General features: G+C 73.6%; 12 protein-coding genes, 2 tRNA genes and 1 riboswitch. Of the genes, 5 read left to right on the top strand and 9 right to left on the bottom strand.

Going from position 1 to position 17,210, the window contains the following annotated elements:
- Window positions 1–509 precede the first annotated feature (509 nt).
- From ACFWV2_RS23695 to ACFWV2_RS23680, 4 genes are all read left to right on the top strand, one after another.
- Window positions 510–1,952 (top strand): MFS transporter, encoded by a 1,443-nt coding sequence (locus ACFWV2_RS23695; RefSeq protein WP_384407365.1) that lies wholly within the window; start codon window positions 510–512, stop codon window positions 1,950–1,952.
- 100 nt (window positions 1,953–2,052) lie between these two features.
- A complete protein-coding gene (gene lhgO / locus ACFWV2_RS23690) occupies window positions 2,053–3,237 on the top strand; it encodes an L-2-hydroxyglutarate oxidase (protein ID WP_384407363.1) in 1,185 nt (394 codons plus the stop codon).
- A gap of 73 nt (window positions 3,238–3,310) precedes the next feature.
- Window positions 3,311–4,075: a tRNA (guanosine(46)-N7)-methyltransferase TrmB gene (trmB, locus tag ACFWV2_RS23685; protein ID WP_384407384.1), complete on the top strand. Its 765-nt coding sequence runs from the start codon at window positions 3,311–3,313 to the stop codon at window positions 4,073–4,075.
- Between the two features lie 67 nt (window positions 4,076–4,142).
- Window positions 4,143–5,474, top strand: coding sequence for a PrsW family intramembrane metalloprotease (locus tag ACFWV2_RS23680; protein WP_384407361.1), 1,332 nt, complete (start codon window positions 4,143–4,145; stop codon window positions 5,472–5,474).
- Between the two features lie 110 nt (window positions 5,475–5,584).
- Here ACFWV2_RS23680 and ACFWV2_RS23675 read toward each other — a convergent pair whose 3' ends face one another.
- The 5 genes from ACFWV2_RS23675 to ACFWV2_RS23655 form a co-directional block, all read right to left on the bottom strand.
- On the bottom strand, window positions 5,585–6,721 hold the full coding sequence (locus tag ACFWV2_RS23675; RefSeq protein WP_384407359.1) for a M23 family metallopeptidase: 1,137 nt from the start codon (window positions 6,719–6,721) through the stop codon (window positions 5,585–5,587).
- 11 nt (window positions 6,722–6,732) lie between these two features.
- A riboswitch (cyclic di-AMP (ydaO/yuaA leader) is annotated at window positions 6,733–6,878 on the bottom strand.
- Window positions 6,879–7,079: 201 nt separating this feature from the next.
- Entirely contained in the window at window positions 7,080–8,291 is a 1,212-nt protein-coding gene (locus ACFWV2_RS23670) for a PP2C family protein-serine/threonine phosphatase (RefSeq protein ID WP_384407357.1), read from the bottom strand.
- A 125-nt stretch (window positions 8,292–8,416) separates the two neighbouring features.
- Window positions 8,417–9,157 carry a MerR family transcriptional regulator gene (locus ACFWV2_RS23665; RefSeq protein ID WP_384407355.1) on the bottom strand — a complete coding sequence of 247 codons (741 nt, stop codon included), beginning with the start codon at window positions 9,155–9,157 and terminating at the stop codon, window positions 8,417–8,419.
- A 121-nt stretch (window positions 9,158–9,278) separates the two neighbouring features.
- Window positions 9,279–9,352: transfer RNA gene (locus ACFWV2_RS23660), tRNA-Met, on the bottom strand.
- 181 nt (window positions 9,353–9,533) lie between these two features.
- On the bottom strand, window positions 9,534–10,028 hold the full coding sequence (locus ACFWV2_RS23655; protein ID WP_360787710.1) for a rhodanese-like domain-containing protein: 495 nt from the start codon (window positions 10,026–10,028) through the stop codon (window positions 9,534–9,536).
- A 263-nt stretch (window positions 10,029–10,291) separates the two neighbouring features.
- Here ACFWV2_RS23655 and sigJ point away from each other — a divergent pair, with 263 nt between their 5' ends.
- Complete coding sequence (sigJ, locus tag ACFWV2_RS23650) at window positions 10,292–11,197, top strand: RNA polymerase sigma factor SigJ (RefSeq protein ID WP_384407353.1); 906 nt, start codon at window positions 10,292–10,294, stop codon at window positions 11,195–11,197.
- Between the two features lie 127 nt (window positions 11,198–11,324).
- Here the strand turns inward: sigJ and ACFWV2_RS23645 are convergent, their stop codons facing one another.
- From ACFWV2_RS23645 to ACFWV2_RS23630, 4 genes are all read right to left on the bottom strand, one after another.
- Window positions 11,325–11,930 carry a phosphatase PAP2 family protein gene (locus ACFWV2_RS23645; RefSeq protein ID WP_384407351.1) on the bottom strand — a complete coding sequence of 202 codons (606 nt, stop codon included), beginning with the start codon at window positions 11,928–11,930 and terminating at the stop codon, window positions 11,325–11,327.
- Complete coding sequence (locus ACFWV2_RS23640) at window positions 11,927–13,576, bottom strand: diacylglycerol/lipid kinase family protein (RefSeq protein ID WP_384407349.1); 1,650 nt, start codon at window positions 13,574–13,576, stop codon at window positions 11,927–11,929. Before ACFWV2_RS23640 ends, ACFWV2_RS23645 begins: the two co-directional genes overlap by 4 nt.
- Window positions 13,577–13,784: 208 nt before the next feature.
- Window positions 13,785–13,857 (bottom strand) — tRNA-Lys (locus ACFWV2_RS23635).
- A gap of 140 nt (window positions 13,858–13,997) precedes the next feature.
- Window positions 13,998–17,123: an FG-GAP-like repeat-containing protein gene (locus tag ACFWV2_RS23630; RefSeq protein ID WP_384407347.1), complete on the bottom strand. Its 3,126-nt coding sequence runs from the start codon at window positions 17,121–17,123 to the stop codon at window positions 13,998–14,000.
- Between the last annotated feature and the right edge of the window lie 87 nt (window positions 17,124–17,210).

Below are 17,210 nucleotides of genomic sequence, written 5' to 3'. Positions count from 1 at the left end.
GGTCCGGGTGCACGCGCGCGAAAGCCGAATGCGCCCCTGGCATGGGCCAGTTGGACACCGGCGTCATTCGGCCAAATATCGACCCTCCCCGGCGGGGGTGGAAGGTGTCCGGGCCTCCGCCCGCGCACACCGCTTCCCACAGGTCACCGGCAGCCCGGGAGGCGCTCGCGCCTCCCGGTGCCGGCCGCCGCCCGCGGGGAATGGGGCGGCGGTATCCCCCAGCCCACCGGTCCGGGACACCGATCCCGGCCGAGCGGGCCGACCCACGCGCTCCTCATGGAAGCGCTCCCCGGGCGGCCTCTGGAGAGCGCACGGCCGGGCGCACGGCCACACGGCGGGAGCACGATCCTGGCCACCGGTCCGACCCGTCGGCCTTTCACACAACAATCTCGCCATACGGAACTCTGCCCCTTAACGGTAGGGATGCGGCGAACTACGCTGTGTTGACGAATGCCGCACGCCTATGCCCGGCGTCGTGGCGGCCGGCTGGGTGGTCGAGGGGTGGCGTCATGTCCAGGGAGCAACGCGGGCCGAACGAAAAGCTCGGCACGGTTCTCGCCCTCGCGGGAATCAGCAACGCCGGGCTCGCCCGGCGCGTCAACGACCTCGGTGCGCAGCGGGGTCTGACGCTTCGGTACGACAAGACCTCGGTCGCCCGCTGGGTGGCCAAGGGCATGGTGCCGCAGGGCGCCGCCCCGCACCTGATCGCCGCCGCGATCGGGCAGAAGCTGGGCCGGCCCGTGCCGCTGCACGAGATCGGGCTGGCCGACGCCGACCCGGCGCCCGAGGTGGGTCTCGCCTTCCCGCGTGACGTGGGCGAGGCGGTGCGCTCGGCCACCGATCTGTACCGGCTCGACCTCGCCGGCCGGCGGGCCGGCGGTGGCGGGATCTGGCAGTCGCTCGCCGGGTCCTTCGCGGTGAGCGCGTACGCGACGCCCGCGTCCCGCTGGCTGATAACGCCCGCCGACCCGTCGGTGGAGCGGGAGGCGCCCCGCCCGGCGGGCGGCGTCACGGCCGCCACCGTCACGGAGCACGCGCGCGTGGGCCACAGTGACGTCGCCAAACTCCGCGAGGCCGCCGAGGACGCGCGCCGCTGGGACTCGAAGTACGGCGGCGGGGACTGGCGGTCGTCCATGGTCCCCGAGTGCTTACGCGTGGACGCCGCGCCCCTCCTCCTGGCCTCGTACTCCGACGAGGTCGGCCGGGCCCTGTTCGGCGCGACCGCCGAGCTCACCCGGCTCGCCGGCTGGATGGCCTTCGACACCGGACAGCAGGAGGCCGCCCAGCGCTACTACATCCAGGCGCTGCGGCTCGCCCGCGCCGCCGCCGACGTGCCCCTCGGCGGTTACGTCCTCGCCTCCATGTCCCTCCAGGCCACGTACCGGGGCTTCGCCGACGAGGGCGTGGACCTCGCCCAGGCCGCGCTGGAGCGGAACCGGGGCCTGGCCACCGCCCGCACCATGTCCTTCTTCCGGCTCGTCGAAGCACGCGCGCACGCGAAGGCCGGGGACGGGGTCGCCGCCGCGGCCGCGCTCAAGTCCGCCGAGGGCTGGCTCGAGCGCTCCCGGGAGGGCGACGCCGACCCGACCTGGCTGGGCTTCTACTCGTACGACCGGTTCTGCGCCGACGCGGCGGAGTGCTACCGCGACCTGAAGGCGCCCCACGAGGTGCGCCGCTTCACGGAGCAGGCGCTCTCCCGGCCGACCGAGGAGTTCGTCCGCTCGCACGGGCTGCGGCTCGTGGTGTCCGCCGTCGCCGAGCTGGAGTCGGGGAACCTGGACGCGGCCTGCGCGGCGGGTACGCGCGCGGTGGAGGTGGCCGGCCGGATCTCCTCGGCGCGGACGACGGAGTACGTGCGGGACCTGTTGCACCGGCTGGAGCCGTACGGGGACGAGCCGCGGGTCATGGAGCTGCGGGAACGGGCCAGGCCGCTGCTCGTCGCCCCGGCGTGACGCCCGCCCCGGTGGCGTGACCTGCGTCTCGTGCCCTCGCGCGAGGTTTCACGGGATTGTCAGTGGGCCAGTGCACTATCGGGGGTGGGAGGTGGCGCTGGTGTTTGACTGTGACGTGCTGGTGATCGGCGGCGGGATCGTCGGTCTGTCGACGGCGTACGCCCTGACGCGCGCCGCTCCCGGCACCCGGGTCACGGTCCTGGAGAAGGAGCACGCCCTCGCGCGCCACCAGACCGGACGCAACAGCGGGGTGATCCACAGCGGGATCTACTACCGGCCGGGCTCGCTCAAGGCCCGGTTCGCGGTCGAGGGCGCGGCCGAGATGGTCAAGTTCTGCGCGGAGTGGGACATTCCGTATGAGGTGAAGGGCAAGCTCGTCGTCGCCACCGCGCGCGAGGAGCTGCCCCGGCTGCACGCGCTCGTGCAGCGCGGCCGGGAGAACGGCATTCCGGTCCGCGAGCTGGGACCGGCGCAGATCAGCGAGTACGAGCCCCGGGTGCGGGGCCTGGCCGCGATCCACGTCGGCACCACCGGCGTCTGCGACTACCGGGCGGTGTCCGAGCGGCTCGCCGAGGCCTCCGGGGCCCGCATCCTGTACGGGGCGGAGGTCACCGCGATCGACCGGCGGCCGTGGGGGGTCGCCGTGCGGACGGCGGACGGCCGGGTGGTGCGGGCGCGGGTCCTGGTGAACTGCGCGGGGCTGCACTGCGACCGGATCGCGCTCCTCGCGGGTGACGACCCGGGCATGCGGATCGTCCCCTTCCGGGGCGAGTACTACGAGCTCGCGGACCCCTCGCTGGTGCGGGGGCTGGTCTATCCGGTGCCCGACCCGGCCTTCCCGTTCCTCGGGGTGCACCTGACCCGGGGCATCGACGGCGGCGTCCACATCGGGCCGAACGCGGTCCCGGCGCTCGCGCGGGAGGGGTACGGCTGGTCCGTCGTCCGCCCGCGCGAACTGGGCGCCACCCTGGCGTGGCCCGGCTCGTGGTCGATCGCCCGCGCGCACTGGCGATACGGGGCGGGGGAGCTGCACCGGTCGCTGTCGAAGCGGGCGTTCACCGAGGCGGTGCGGCGGCTGCTTCCGGTGGTGGAGGAGTCCGACCTGCGCCGGGCGGCGGCGGGGGTGCGGGCGCAGGCGGTGCTGCGGGACGGGACCCTGGTCGACGACTTCCTGATCCGCGAGGCCGCCCGGACGGTCCACGTGCTGAACGCGCCGTCGCCGGCGGCGACGGCGTCCCTGCCGATCGGCCGGGAGGTGGCGGGCCGGGCGCTGGCCCTGCTGTGACCCGGCCCCGCGCCGGGCCCGGTGGGGGGTGGGCGCGCCGTAGAATCGGGGCATTGTGTCTGAGCAGCCTGAGATGACCCCGCACCCCGCCCAGCCCCCCGCCCGACGCGGCAGCCAGAGGTTCGCCCCCGGCGAGGGCCCCCTGCCCGACCCCGCCGGGTCGCATCACGAGCGCCGGATCCGCAGCTTCCAGCCGCGCCGCAGCCGCGTCACCACCGGTCAGGCCGAGGCCATGTTGAAGCGGTGGCCCGACTGGGGTCTCGACATCGACGGCAAGCGGGTCCTCGACCTCGGCGAGATGTTCGGCGGGCTCCCGGTCGTCCTGGAGATCGGCTTCGGCATGGGCGAGGCGACCGCGCAGATGGCCGCCGCCGACCCCGGCACCGGCATCCTCGCCGTCGACGTGCACACGCCCGGCCAGGGCAACCTGCTCGGCCTGGCCGACCGCAACGGCCTGACGAACGTCCGGGTCGCCAACGGCGACGCGATCATCCTGCTTCGCGAGATGCTCACCACGGACGCGCTCGACGGCTGCCGGGTCTACTTCCCCGACCCGTGGCCCAAGGCGCGCCACCACAAGCGGCGGCTCATCCAACCCGAGTTCCTCAGCCTCCTCGCGACCCGGATGAAGCCCGGGGCCGTCCTGCACTGCGCCACGGACTGGGAGGAGTACGCCGAGCAGATGCTGGAAGTGCTCTCCGCGCACCCGGACTTCGAGAACACCCTGGCCGACGGCGGTTACGCCCCCCGCCCGGACTTCCGGCCCCTCACCCGCTTCGAGGGCCAGGGCCTGGACAAGGGCCACGTCGTGCACGACCTTCTCTTCCGCCGGAAGTGACCGCGCGGCGCTCCTGATCCGGTAACCCCGTCGCCCGCTGTCGGTGGGGGTCGTTAGGGTCGCTCACGTGTCGAACCCCGCCCCCGCCGACCAGCCGGAGACCGCTCCCGTCCCGCACCGGGACACCGAGGAGCCGGCCTTCCCCGCCGCCGCCGACCGGTCCCAGTGGCGGTACCGGCCACACCGGGCCTTCTGGCGCAGCCGGCTGGTCCGGGCCGTCGCCGTCATCACCGTGCTCGCGATCTGCGCCCTGTTCATCCTGGCCCTCGTCCGCGAGCAGACCGGCACCGAGGGCTTCCTCGTCGGCCTCGGGCTGGCCGTGCTTCCCGTACCGCTGCTCATGGCCGCGTTCCGCTGGCTCGACCGGGTCGAGCCGGGGCCGTGGAAGAACCTGCTCTTCGCCTTCGCGTGGGGCGCCTTCGCCGCCGCGCTCGTCGCCATCCTGGCGAACTCCTTCGCGGTGCGCTGGATAGCGACGGCCACCGCGGACCCGGACTCGGCGGACACCCTCGGTGCGACGGTGGTCGCCCCGGTGGTGGAGGAGAGCGCGAAGGCGGCCGCGATCCTGCTGCTGTTCCTCTTCCGCAGAAGGAACTTCGGCGGTCTCGTCGACGGGGTCGTGATCGCCGGTTTCACCGCGACCGGCTTCGCCTTCACCGAGAACATCCTCTACCTCGGCAACGCCTTCGGCGAAGACCAGGAGTTCGGCTCCTCCGGTCTGGGCTCGGTGACCGCGGCGACCTTCTTCGTACGGGTCGTCATGTCGCCGTTCGCGCATCCGCTGTTCACCGTGCTCAGCGGCATCGGTTTCGGCTTCGCCGCGCTCGCCCCCCGCGGCAAGCGCCTCCGGAAGGTGCTGCTGCCGCTCGCGGGCCTCCTGCTCGCCATGGGCCTGCACGCCGCCTGGAACGGCTCGGCCACCTTCGGCGGCCCCTGGGCCTTCTTCGCGGTGTACGGGGCGCTGATGGTCCCGGTCTTCGGCCTGCTGACCTGGCTCGCGGTGTGGGGCCGGCAGCGGGAGCTGCGCACGATATCCGGGGAGCTCCCGGCGTACGCGGCGGCCGGCTGGCTCTCGCCCGCCGAGCCGCCGGCGCTCTCCTCGATGCGGGCCCGTCAGCTGGCCCGCTCGTTCGCCGCCCGGACGTACGGTCCGGCGGCGGCGCGGACGGTGGGCGAGTACGAGTCCTTCGCGACGACCCTGGCGCTGCTCCGGGACCGGGCCCGGCGCGGCACGGCCGGGCCCGACTTCCCGGCCCGCGAACAGGAGCTGCTGCACCACCTGTGGCAGCGCCGCGAGGTCGCCTCCCCGGCGCTCACGTACGCGGCCAGGGCGACGGGCCGGGTGTGGGCGCCCCCGCAGTACCTGGACTACGACGGCTACAACCCGTACCGGAGCTGAAGGCCCCGCTCCCCCGTCCTCAGGGCCCTCGGACCGTCAGGGTCCCCAGCCGTCAGGGTCCCCAGCCGTCAGGGCCCTCGGACCGTCAGGGTCCCCAGCCGTCAGGGCCCTCAGACCGTCAGGCCCTTCGAGCGGAGCCACTCCGCCGGGTCGATGCCGGAGCCGCCGGGCGTGTGCACCTCCATGTGGAGGTGGGCGCCGGTGACGTTGCCGGTGGCGCCGACGCGGCCGATCGTCTCGCCGGTGCCCACGGTCTGGCCGACGCCGACCGTCATGGACGACAGGTGGCAGTACCAGACCTCGGTGCCGTCCTCCAGCTCCAGGACGATCCGGTAGCCGTACGAGCCGGACCAGCCCGCCGACTTCACGGTGGCGCCGTGGACCGCCTTGAGCGGGGTGCCGGTGGGGGCGGCGAAGTCGAGGCCCGTGTGGTGGCCGGAGGACCACATCGAGCCGGACTGCATGTAGGTGGCGCTCACGGAGTACGAGGAGAGGGGCATCGAGTAGCTCGCGGCGAGCTGCGCGAGGCGCTCGGCCTCGGCCTTCGCCCTGGCCTCCTCCTCCGCCTTGGCCTTGGCCTCCGCCTCGGCCTTCGCCTTCGCCTCGGCGGCCGCCTTCTCCGCCGCCTCGGCCTTGGCCGCGGCCTCCGCCGCGGCCCTCTCCGCCGCCGCCTTCTCGGCCGCGGCCTTGTCGGCGGCGTCGGCGGACGCCTGCTGCTGCTCGGCCTGCTGGAGGATGCGGGCGCGCAGGGCCTCGCCCGCGTCGGCGGTGCCGGTGGCCGCCGTGGCGGCCTGCGCGGCCGTCGCGCCCCGCTCGTCGTCGGGGGTGGTGTACGTGGCGGCGGTGAGCGGGTTCGGGTTGGAGCGGGGGGCCTCGGCGGCCGCCAGATCCATGTCCGAGGCCGTGTCGGCGTCCTCGTCCGGGAGAAGGTCGCCGACGCCCGGAAGGTCGTGGGCGTCCGGCAGGTTTAGGTCCGGGAGGTCCGGCAAGGAGATGGCTACGGGCGGCCTCTCCTGGGCGGTGGCGAGGCCGCCGGCGCCGACGGCCGCGATGACACCGACGCCGAGGACGGTGGAGGAGCGGGCGAAGTGGGAACGCTGCTTGACGACCCGGTGCCGGCCGCCGGAGCGGCTCTGGGCACGGAGGGAGTCCTCGGTGGGATTCCACTCGGTGCCGGGCGCGGCGGGACCCGCACCACCACCGAAGGCGTCGAAGGGTGCCTCGGGTGCGGGGGTGTTGGACGCCACGAAGGGGCGCTCCTTTCCTTCCTTCTCGCCTACCGGGTTAGCTGACGGGTTCGGAGCAGGAAGGTCTCCTACGGGCACGTCGCAGCGATGCGATGAGCCCGATTCACCCCAATTGGTGGTTCCCCGGTTCCCTTTCAGGATTCGGCGCGTGCGCACGGTGCCGCCTCTTGCGGCGGCTGGGACGACCGCGCTGCGTTATCGAACGTTAATAGACAGGGGGTCCCGATTCCAAGCCGTTCCTCTTGATCATTCATGGAATTGGGCGAGAATGGCCCGAGTTGACCGTCCTTCAGCGGGAGCAGCCCAAACCCCTGCGATCTGACGTTATGTCAATTGTTATCGCAGCGACACCTTCCGACTACGACCGGTGACCGGAGCCGCCCGGCGGCACCACCGGCATCGTGCGGCGCCGCTCCGGCTGCCCCGTCGCCGGACGGCTCAGGGCGAGCAGCGCCATGTCGTCCGTCGTCCCGCCGCCCGTGTGCCGCCGTACGTCGTCCACCAGCGCGTCGAGCAGCTCCTCCGGCCCCGGGAAGATCCGCCCGGCGAGCCGCTCCCCCGGGTCGTAGAAGACACCCGCCGCGTTCCGGGCCTCCGAGAGGCCGTCGGTGTAGAAGAGCAGCGTCGCGCCCGGCGGGTAGGGGCGCCCCTCGGCCCGGTCCGGCCACGCCGCCAGATCGCCCATGCCGAGCGGCAGGGCCGGCTCGGTCGGCTCCAGCGTGTCCAGACGCCCGTCGGCGTACAGGATCAGCGGCGACGGGTGCCCGCGGTTGACGACCCGCACGAAACCGTCGAAGGTGCCGTTCCCGTCGCCGCGCGGGATCTCGGCCAGGACGGCGGTGGTGAACCCCTCGACGGCGTCGAGCCCGTCCCGGCGGGTGCCCTCACGGGTCAGCGCCCGTTCGAGGCGCTGCGCCACGCCCTCCAGGCTCCGCTCCTGCTCGGCCGCCTCGCGGAAGGCCCCGATGACGACGGCGACGGCCTCGACCGCCTCCATCCCCTTGCCCCGGACGTCGCCGACGACGAGCCGCACCCCGTAGGGGGTGTCCTGGACGGCGAACAGGTCGCCGCCGATGAAGGCGTCCGCCTGCGCCGCCTCGTAGCGGGCCGCGCACTGCAGACCCCCGATCCGCTCGGCGGGCGTCGGCAGCACCGCCTTCTGCGCGGTCTCCGCGATGACCCGCGCCGAGGCGAGCCGCTCACCGCTCCTGCGCACGACCCGGCTGATGAGGAGGGCGAGCGCGGCGACGGTGACCACGGTCAGGGTCTCGGTCAGGGTGGGGATCTCGTCGGCGGTGCCGTTGTAGAGGTGCAGCCCGACGGAGGCGAGGACGGCGGCGATCCCCGTCAGGAGCGTCGTGAGGGTGGAGAAGAAGGGGGCGGCGATCAGCGGGGCGGCGGAGAAGAGGGGCGCGGCGGTGTACTCGGGCGGTGTCAGCAGGTCGAACACGACCCCGCCGGCGATGACCAGCGGAGGCAGCGCCCGGATGAACCGCCGGGCACGCCCGTACGAGCGGCGGCCCTCACCGCCCCGCCGCTCACCGCCGCCCGCTCCTAGGGGGTGCCCCACCTGTGCTCTCCTGCCCGGTCCGTACCCGGCCGCGGTCGGTACCGCGCCCTACCAGGGTGGCCGCCGCCCCGCCGGGCGGCGACTCCCACGGGGCCGACTGGCGTACGGGCGGGCGCCCGCCCCCGTCAGAGGTTCCGCTCCGCGTAGATCTCCATCGCGTCCCGGACGAGGACCGCGGTCCCCTCACCGTGCTTGTCGTAGTTCGCGGTGAACCGCGGGTCGTCGACGTACATCCGGCCGAGACCGATCACGTACTCCTTGGTCACCGCCGTGGTGTGCGTCAGCCAGGCGACCTGGCGGCGCGCGATCGCCTGCACCTCGTCGCTGCCGGCGGCCAGGCCGTCCCTGAGCGCCCGCCCGAAGTCGCGGGCGATGCCGGACTGCTCGTCCATGAACGCCTTCTTCTGCCCGGCGTCCAGCGACCGCCACCAGCGGTCGCCCTTCTCGTACGCGTCGCGGCCCCAGCGCTCGGTGACCTCCCCCTCGTACGCCGTGTGGTCGAAACCGTCGAACACTTCGTCGGCCATGAGTTCTTCTCCGTTCTCCGTCTTGTGGAGAGTGGTCCACACCGACGCGATCCGGCGTCCGATGCGCTCCCGCTCCTGCTCCAGGAGGGCGAGATGGGTGCGAAGGGCGGCGGACGTGTCCCGCTGCCCCGCGAGGACCTCGGCGATGGCGGGCAGCGAGAGCCCCAGCTCGCGCAGCAGCAGGATGCGCTGCAGACGCACGAGCGCCGCCTGGTCGTAGTACCGGTAACCGTTCGCGCCGATCCGGCTCGGTTCCAGCAGTCCGCGCTCTCCGTAGTGCCGGAGGGTGCGGCTGGTGGTGCCGGCCTTCTTGGCGACCTCTTGGATCGACCACTCCATACCGAGAACGCTAGATCTTGACGTCGCGTCAAGGTCAAGCCGACGCGGCCGCGGGGTGCCGCGGATACGACGAAGGCCCGGATCCGATCGATCTCGGATCCGGGCCTTCGTTGCTACTGAGTAGCGGGGACAGGATTTGAACCTGCGACCTCTGGGTTATGAGCCCAGCGAGCTACCGAGCTGCTCCACCCCGCGTCGGTAAACACGACTGTACGCCATGACCGGTGCGATCACGAAATCGGTTTACGTCGGCAACGATCGGCGGCCGGTCAGTCGGCGGGGCCGGGGGCGGATCGGCGCCGGCGCGCGGCGGGACCGGGAACGGATCGGTGCCGGTCAGCGGCGGTGGGCACGGTCAGTGGTGGTGGGCACGCGGTCAGCAGCCGCAGTCGTCCGAGTCGATCGGCGCCGTCAGCGGGTCCGCCGCCTTCTCCGCGGGCCCCTCCCAGGTCTCGTACGCAAAGCCCTCGCGCACCCAGTACTCGAACCCGCCGAGCATCTCCTTCACCTGGAAGCCCAGCTCGGCGAGGGCCAGCGCGGCGCGCGTCGCACCGTTGCAACCGGGACCCCAGCAGTACGTGACGACCGGCACGGACCGGTCGAGCAGCTGCTCGGCCTGTTCGGCGATGAGCGCGGTGGGCAGGTGGAGCGCGCCGGGGACGTGCCCCTGGTCCCAGGAGGCGGTCGAACGCGAGTCGATGACCACGAAGCCCGGGTCGGTTCCCTCGGCGGCGGCCGTGGCGAGCGCGGAGGCCACGTCGGAGACGTCGGCGTGGAAGGCGAGGCTCGCGGAGAAGTACGCGGCAGCGGCGGCGGGGGAGGCGGGCGGGGTGCGGAGTACCGGGTTGACCTGCGTCGTTGTCGTCGTCATGGTGATCAATCTACGGAGGAGGACCACCGCGCTGAAGTGAGGATCCACGGCGGTCGGGGGTGTAGACCGGGGAATCCCGCGCGTCGACCGGAAGACGGCGCGGATCTCACGCCTCGGGACCGTACGGCCGGACCACCGTCGCGCCTGCCGTGTCACATCGACGAGGTTTCGTCCGTCATGACGTCATGAAGAGGAGATGGCATGACGAGGTGATGGCGTGATGAGGTGACGGCGTGACGGGACGTGGACGGGGAGAGCGACGAGTGGACCACGACGAGAAGGAACTGCTGGCCCGGCGCTTCGAGGCCGACCGGGGGCACCTGCGAGCGGTGGCGTACCGGATGCTGGGCTCGCTGGGCGAGGCCGAGGACGCCGTCCAGGAGGCCTGGATCAAGCTGAACCGCAGCGACGTCAGCGGCGTGACGAACCTCAGCGGCTGGCTGACCACGGTCGTCGGCCGCGTCTGCCTCGACATGCTGCGCGCCCGTGGCTCGCGCCGCGAGGACCCGCTGGAGTACTACGTCCCCGAACCGGTCGTCCGGCTCCCCGACACCGCCGACCCCGAGCACGCGGCCGAGGTCACCGAATCCGTCGGTCTCGCGCTGCTCGTCGTCCTGGAGAGCCTTTCGCCGGCGGAACGGCTCGCGTTCGTCCTGCACGACATGTTCGCCGTGTCCTTCGACGAGATCGCCCGGATCGTCGACCGCACCCCGGCCGCCACCCGCCAGCTCGCCAGCCGCGCCCGCCGCCGGGTGCGGGACGCCTCCCCGGCCGCCGGACCGGACGCGCGGAGGCAGCGGGAGATCGCCGACGCCTTCCTCGCCGCCTCGCAGGGCGGCGACTTCGAGGGACTGCTCGCGGTCCTTGACCCGGACGTGGTGCTGCGCGCCGACGGGGGCAAGGCCCTCGCGGCCGTCTCCAAGATCGTCCGGGGCGCCGAGGCCGTCGTCGCCCAGGCCCTCACGTACGCCAAGTTCCGTACGGGGGCACTGCCGCTCCTGGCCAACGGCGCGCCCGCGGTCCTGTCGGTCGCGAACGGACGCCCGGCGGCCCTCATGGTGTTCACGATCGCCGGGGACCGGATCGTCGAGCTGCACATCCTGGCGGACCCGGAGCGCCTCGCCGCGCTCGACCTCTCGGAGGAGGACCTCGGCCGAGCGAGGTACTGACGCCCGGGCCGGCGGAGGCTCAGGCGGGCGGTCCGCCCCCGGCCGGCCGCGGGCCTGGGGCCGCCAGGCGGAGCCTCAGGCGCTCGGTCCCCGACCGGCCGCGGGCCTGGGGCCGCCGGGCGGAGCCTCAGGCGCTCGGTCCCCGGGCGGCGGATCCGCGGGCGGCGGACCAGGAGGCTCCGGCCGCCAGGGCGAGGCCGGCGCTGGCGATGCCGAGGACGGCGCCGGCGGCGACGTCGCCGGGGTAGTGGACGCCGGTGTGGACCCGGGAGTAGCCCACCGCCATCGCGAGGACCTGGAGCGGCACCGCGGCCGGGGGCAGCACCACTCCGACGGCGGTGGCGAAGGCGACCGCCGACGCGGTGTGCCCGGACGGGAACGAGGCCGAGTCCGGCATCGGCACATGGCGGCCCGCGACCACCCGGGCCGCCTCGCGGTCCGGCCTGTCCCGGCGCACCAGGCGCTTGCCGAGGAGGTTCGCCGCCGCCGAGGCCACGGCGATGGCCCCGACCCCGGCGAGGGCCGCCCGGCGCGGCCGGCCGGGGACCAGGGCGAGGGCCGCCGCCACCGTGAAGGAGATCTTGGAGTGGTCGGCCGTGTGGGAGAGCCTGCGCAGTCCCGCGTCGAGCGCGGGGCTGGGGGTGGCGGCCACGGCGGCGTACACGGCGCCGTCGATCGCGCGGAGGTCCCGGAGTACGGCCTGGAAGGGGGTCTGGGTGGTCGTCCCGGTCATGCGCCGCTCCTCGGGTAGGGGTGGGAAGGATGGTGGAAGGCGAGTTCGATGACGCGCCGCCAGTTCATCGGTGGCACGGGGTCGCTGGCTCCCGGCCGGTCGCGGGGCACCAGGACCCGCAGGGCACCGGGTCGGAGGGTACAGACGACGGGGGTGGGCAGGATCAGCGCCTCGCCGTCGACGGCTACGGCGATGGAGTCGGGGTCGAGGGCGCCGGCGGCGGGGAATCCGGGGTCATTGCGGGACCCCCTGGCAGGGCTGACCCCACTGTCCCCATCAGCCTCACCGGACTCAGGAGAGCCACCGGACCCACCGGACGCACTGGATGTATGAGACGCACTGGACCCACGGGACCCACCGGACGCCCCGGACCCACCAAGGTCCCCAGACCCACCGGACCCGCTAGCCCCATTAGCCCCATCGGCCCCATCGACCCCATCGGCCCCCTCAGCCCCGCCAACCCCACCGACCGCCTTCCCCGTCACCTCGACGCGCGCCGCCGTCAGAACGTTCAGGCCGGTCGACTGGGTTCCCCGTACGGCCAGTTCGGCGGCCCGGGCCGCGCCGTCGACGCGGACGCCGATCACCCCGAGCCGACCGCCGTCGAGCCGCGGTCTGCGGGCCGTGGCGGCTCCGAACGGATCGGGCGCCGCGTACGGGTTGTTGCTGACGAGGATCGCCTGCTGCGCGGGCAGCCGTACGTCGTCCGCGATGGCGTCGAGGCGGTCGCCCTCGCCGCCCTGGAGCAGATCGGGCAGGACGTCGAGCGCGGTGCCCGCCTTCGCGTCGCGGTACTCGGGGTGCTGGACGACGTCCGCGTACACGCCGAAGGAGACCGTGTTCACGAAGGCGCGCCCGGAGACGGAGCCCAGGTCGATCCGGAGTTCCTCGCCGTCGACGAGGGCGTCCAGGCAGGTGGCCGGGTGGGCGCGGTCGAGGCCCAGGTCGAGGGCGAAGTGGTTGCGGGTACCGGCCGAGATGACGAGGAAGGGCAGGTCGTGCTCGGCGGCCACGGCGGCGACGAGCGCCTGCGTACCGTCGCCGCCGGCCACTCCGAGCAGGTCGGCGCCGTCGGCCACGGCCGCCTGGGCGAGCGCGGTGACGTCGGACTCGACGGCCGGGTCGAGGAGGATGACCCGGGCGCCCAGCTTCTCGGCGCGCTCGACGAGGCCGAAGCGGGCGACCTTACCGCCACCGGACCGAGGGTTCATGATCAGCACGGCCCGCCGGGGCCGGGGCCTCCGCTCGCCGCGCGCCAGGTCGGTCCGCTGGCCCCTGCCGCCCCCGTTCAGGTCGCGGAGACGGCGGAGGGCGGCTCGCGCGCAGAGCAGGGCCACCGCCCACAGCCCGAGAGCGAGGAGCGCGGTCAGCCAGAGGCCGCCGACGATGTAAAGGCTGAGGACCGTGAGGGGCGCGCCGACGGCGAGCAGCCCCCCGAGGAGCCGCAGGGGCCCGCGGTGGGCGAGGAACCACCAGATCCCCACGGCCGAACAGGCGATCCCGACGAGCCCGCTGAACAGGATCAGCAGCCCCCCGGCGCCGAGTCCGGTCAGCAGGAGCACGACCGTCGCCGCGGCGGCGACCAGCGCCCACCGGGCGAGCAGCCGGGCCTGCCCGATCGGATCACGGGATCCGTTCTCCGTCACCGTCCCCACCTCCACGCTCGGCGCCCTCGTTCCGGACGCGCCACGGTGCCGCACCACGCGCCCGGCCTGACGTCACGTCACAGTACGACCCGTCCCCCGGTGCGTGCCCCCGCACCCGCCGGGCGGGAACGACGGAGCGCCCCGACCAGCCGAAACCGGTCGGGGCGCTCCGCAGCAGGTCAGAGGGGTTTCCCTCCCCTGCCACACGTAGGCCGTGTGGGACTCGAACCCACAACCAACGGATTAAAAGTCCGCTGCTCTGCCAATTGAGCTAACGGCCCGTGGACAAGCACACCCGTGCAGCATAGCCCGAGAGATCCACCGAACCGATCGGGTATCCGACACGGGCCGGGCCGCGCGCCGCACCGCGGCCGTCGTGGCCCGCGGTGCGGCGCGTGGGGCGGGGGATCCGCCGCGAGGATCAGAACAGCGCCTTGAACATGTTCCAGCCGCCGCCGATCAGTATGCGGGAGCTGTACGTGCCGCGGCACGTGCCCAGGTAGCTGTAGAGCGTGCCCGAGGTCTCGCGCGCCACCAGGTCCGGGCAGCCGTCGCCCGAGATGTCGCCTGTTCCGACCAGGGACGAGTAGATGTTCCAGCCGTGGCCGAGCTTCACCCGGGCCGTCACGCCGCCGGTCGCCGTGCCGTGGTACCGCCACAGCGCGCCGGACGCGTCCACGCCGAGCAGGTCGCCGCGGCCGTCGCCGTTCAGATCACCAACGCCGGTGATCTTCCTGTACAGCTTCCAGTCGGTGCCGATCCGGACGCGGGACTTCATCCGGTGATCGGCCGTGCCGGCGTAGAAGTACATGTCCCCGCTCGACGCCTGGCGCACGATCAGGTCGGTGAACCCGTCGCCGTTCGCGTCACCGGGGGACGTCAGGACGTCGTACTGGCTCCAGCCCGAGCCGATCAGCGTGTACGGCGACGAGGCCGACACCACCTTTCCGCACCCGGGCCGGTACGCCCGCAGCTGGTCGCCCACCCGGGCCAGGACGTCCGCGCAGCCGTCGCCGTTCACGTCGCCGAAGGGCACCAGGACGGACGTGGTTGCGAACTTCGCGCCCGTGCCCGCGTACCGCCCCGAAAGACCGCCGTACCCGTCGCCCCGGTACATGGACACCAGGCCCGCCGTGTCCATCGCCAGCAGGTCGCCCTGTGTGTCGTTCCCGGCCATGTCCCGCAAGGCCGGCTTGCCGCCGGTGACCGTGACGGTGCCGGTCAGACTGAGGTCCCGGCCCTGCCCGTCCGCCGAGTTCGCCTGCAGGTGCCAGCTGTACGTGCCGTTCGCCACCGGCTTCCCGGCCGCCGTCCTGCCGTCCCACGAGGCGTCGATACGGCCCCGGGTCTCGTCGGCCCCGAAACTGCGGAGGGGATTGCCCGTGTGCCGGTCGCGGACCGTCACCCGCCAGATCGACGCGGGCTTGGAGAGCGCCCAGGACGCCTTCCAGCCCTCCTGCATCCGCATCGACGCGGGCACGCTCGCCGAGGCCGCGGCCAGGTCGGACGTGGGGACACCGGGCCACACCACATGGACGCGGTGCTCGGCGTCCTGGTAGGCGACGGCGCCGCCGAAGCGGTCGACGGTCCAGGCCTCGCGGCGGGCGCCGTACACCGGCCGCGTGTCGACGAGGGGCCGTGCCGCCTTCGCCGTACCGCCGGAGAAGTCGGTGATGCGGAGGTACGAGCTGTACTGGTCCACGTAGTAGCCGTCGCCGAGGAGCCCGCCTTCCCCGTACGAACGGGGCAGCGCGATCCTGGCGCCGCTCTTCAGATCGACGACGCCCTGCTGGGCGAACTGGCCGCAGGCCCAGTACAGCCAGCGCCCGCCGGCCGTCTGGAGTTCCGTCAGCGGACAGCCGGAGCCGGTCGCGACCTTGCCGAGGTCCTTGCCGGAGGCCAGGTCCTTGCGGGCGACCTCGCCGACCGTCGCCGTACCCGTGAAGAGCGTGTCGCCCCACAGGGCGGCGGCGGTCTGCGACTGCCGCGACACGACCGTCGACGCGTCGAGGTTGACGACGACCGTCTCGCCGCCGGAGACGAGCGTCCCGGGGAACGTGGGCGTCCCGCTCTGGAAGACCGCCCATCGGCCGAAGGCGTCACCGATGCGGCCGTCCTGGTCGACGGCGACCCTGGTCGTCCGGCCCGTGCCGGCGCGGGAGACGACCGCTCGGGCCGTGTACGGGATCCGGGGGAGGGAGACCGTGCGGCCGTCGCCGCTGTCGAAGAGCGGCGTCCTCCTCCACTCGGCGTTCGTCTCGACGCCCTGCCACGCCGGCGTGCCCTGCCCGGTGTGGACCGGGCCGACCGGAAGCGTCCTGCCGTAGAACCCGGGCCCCTTCGGCCCGTCGTACTCCAGGGTGGTGAGCCGGCCGGCGCCCAGGGCGAGCCCGTCGATCTTCGCCGGGAGCGGCTCGAGCCGACGCAGCTTCTCCAGGGCGGGCGCGCCGCCGCCCTTGCCCGGGACGACCTTGAGGAGGGACCAGTCGGTGGCGGAGGTCCCGCCGACCACGGCGACGCCGGAGCCGTCGCCGATCTGGTTGATCTCCCCCTCGGCCCGCTCCAGGAGCGGGTGCGGCGCCCCCGTCGGGGAGAACGCGACGAGACGACGGTGCAGAGCCGCATCCGTACCCCCGGCCTCTCCGACGGCGATGACCCACTCGCCGGCGAGCCCGATGCGGCCGGCCGCGAATCCCTCGGGCAGTGGGTAGACCGTCCCGGGGGTGTCCAGGTCGGACAGTCGCCGGATGTGGACCGTGCGGGCGCTGTCGACCCAGGCGATCCGCTCCGAGGTCACCGCGACCGGTCCGACGAGCACGCCTGCCGACGGGGTGGATGAGGCGATCACCCGCATCGCGCCGGTCCGCAGGTCGACCACCGCGAGGTCGGTGTACGCGTACGAGGCCGAGCTCTTGAAGCGGAGCACCGCCGTGGCGCCGTCGCCGGCCACGAGCCGCGCCGTGTGGAGGTCGGCGCCCTCGGGCCAGCCGGTGACGGGGATCGGCGTCCCGTCCGGGTCTCCGGCGCGCCGGAGGAGGTACCCGGTGGTCGTGCCGTACGACGAGCCGGGCTCGTACTGCTGGAAGAGCAGCGTCTCGCCGAGGATCCCCCGGTAGCCGGTGTCCTCGGGGATGGTCAGCGGCTTTTCCTCACCGGTCTCCACGTCACGGAGGTAGTGGGTGCCGATGCCGTGCTGGAGGTAGACGTACCGCCCGCCGGTCCCCCGCTCACCGAAGGCCTCGTTACCGCTGCCGTACCCCAGCGGCACCGTCGCTCCGCTCGCGAAGTCGGTCCACAGCGGCTCCTCACCGCTGTGCTCGTCGGAGTCCTCCGTGCGGTGGGCATAGCCCGTGGGCCCCACCGCGAGAACGGTCTCCTGCCGCGGGACGGTCCGCCAGTTCGGCGTGATGTCCAGCTGGTCGATGCCGACGACCGGCGAGGCCTGGGCCACCGTGGCGGGTGAGAGGCCGACCGCCGTGGCGACGAGCGCGGTGGCGAGGACGGCGATACGCGCGCGGGGATACCGCGCGCGGGTGAAACGAGACAAAGAGGTCCCTCCCCGAGGCAACCTGAGGTGCGGGATGCGGGGAGAGACCTGCGCCGGGCCCCCTGGCCGGCACCTCTCGCCCACGTC

This window comes from Streptomyces sp. NPDC058671, assembly GCF_042716475.1.
Classification (GTDB): Bacteria; Actinomycetota; Actinomycetes; order Streptomycetales; family Streptomycetaceae; genus Streptomyces.
Note: the sequence above shows the minus strand (reverse complement) of the source record. Positions and strands in the feature narration are given on the sequence as shown.

What these genes read in the sequence shown, in the direction of transcription:
- ACFWV2_RS23695 (WP_384407365.1), top strand. Translation starts at nt 510, where the DNA reads ATGTCCAGGGAGCAACGCGGGCCGAACGAAAAGCTCGGCACGGTTCTC.
- trmB (WP_384407384.1), top strand. Translation starts at nt 3,311, where the DNA reads ATGACCCCGCACCCCGCCCAGCCCCCCGCCCGACGCGGCAGCCAGAGG.
- ACFWV2_RS23665 (WP_384407355.1), bottom strand. Translation starts at nt 9,157, where the DNA reads ATGGAGTGGTCGATCCAAGAGGTCGCCAAGAAGGCCGGCACCACCAGC.
- ACFWV2_RS23655 (WP_360787710.1), bottom strand. Translation starts at nt 10,028, where the DNA reads ATGACGACGACAACGACGCAGGTCAACCCGGTACTCCGCACCCCGCCC.
- ACFWV2_RS23645 (WP_384407351.1), bottom strand. Translation starts at nt 11,930, where the DNA reads ATGACCGGGACGACCACCCAGACCCCCTTCCAGGCCGTACTCCGGGAC.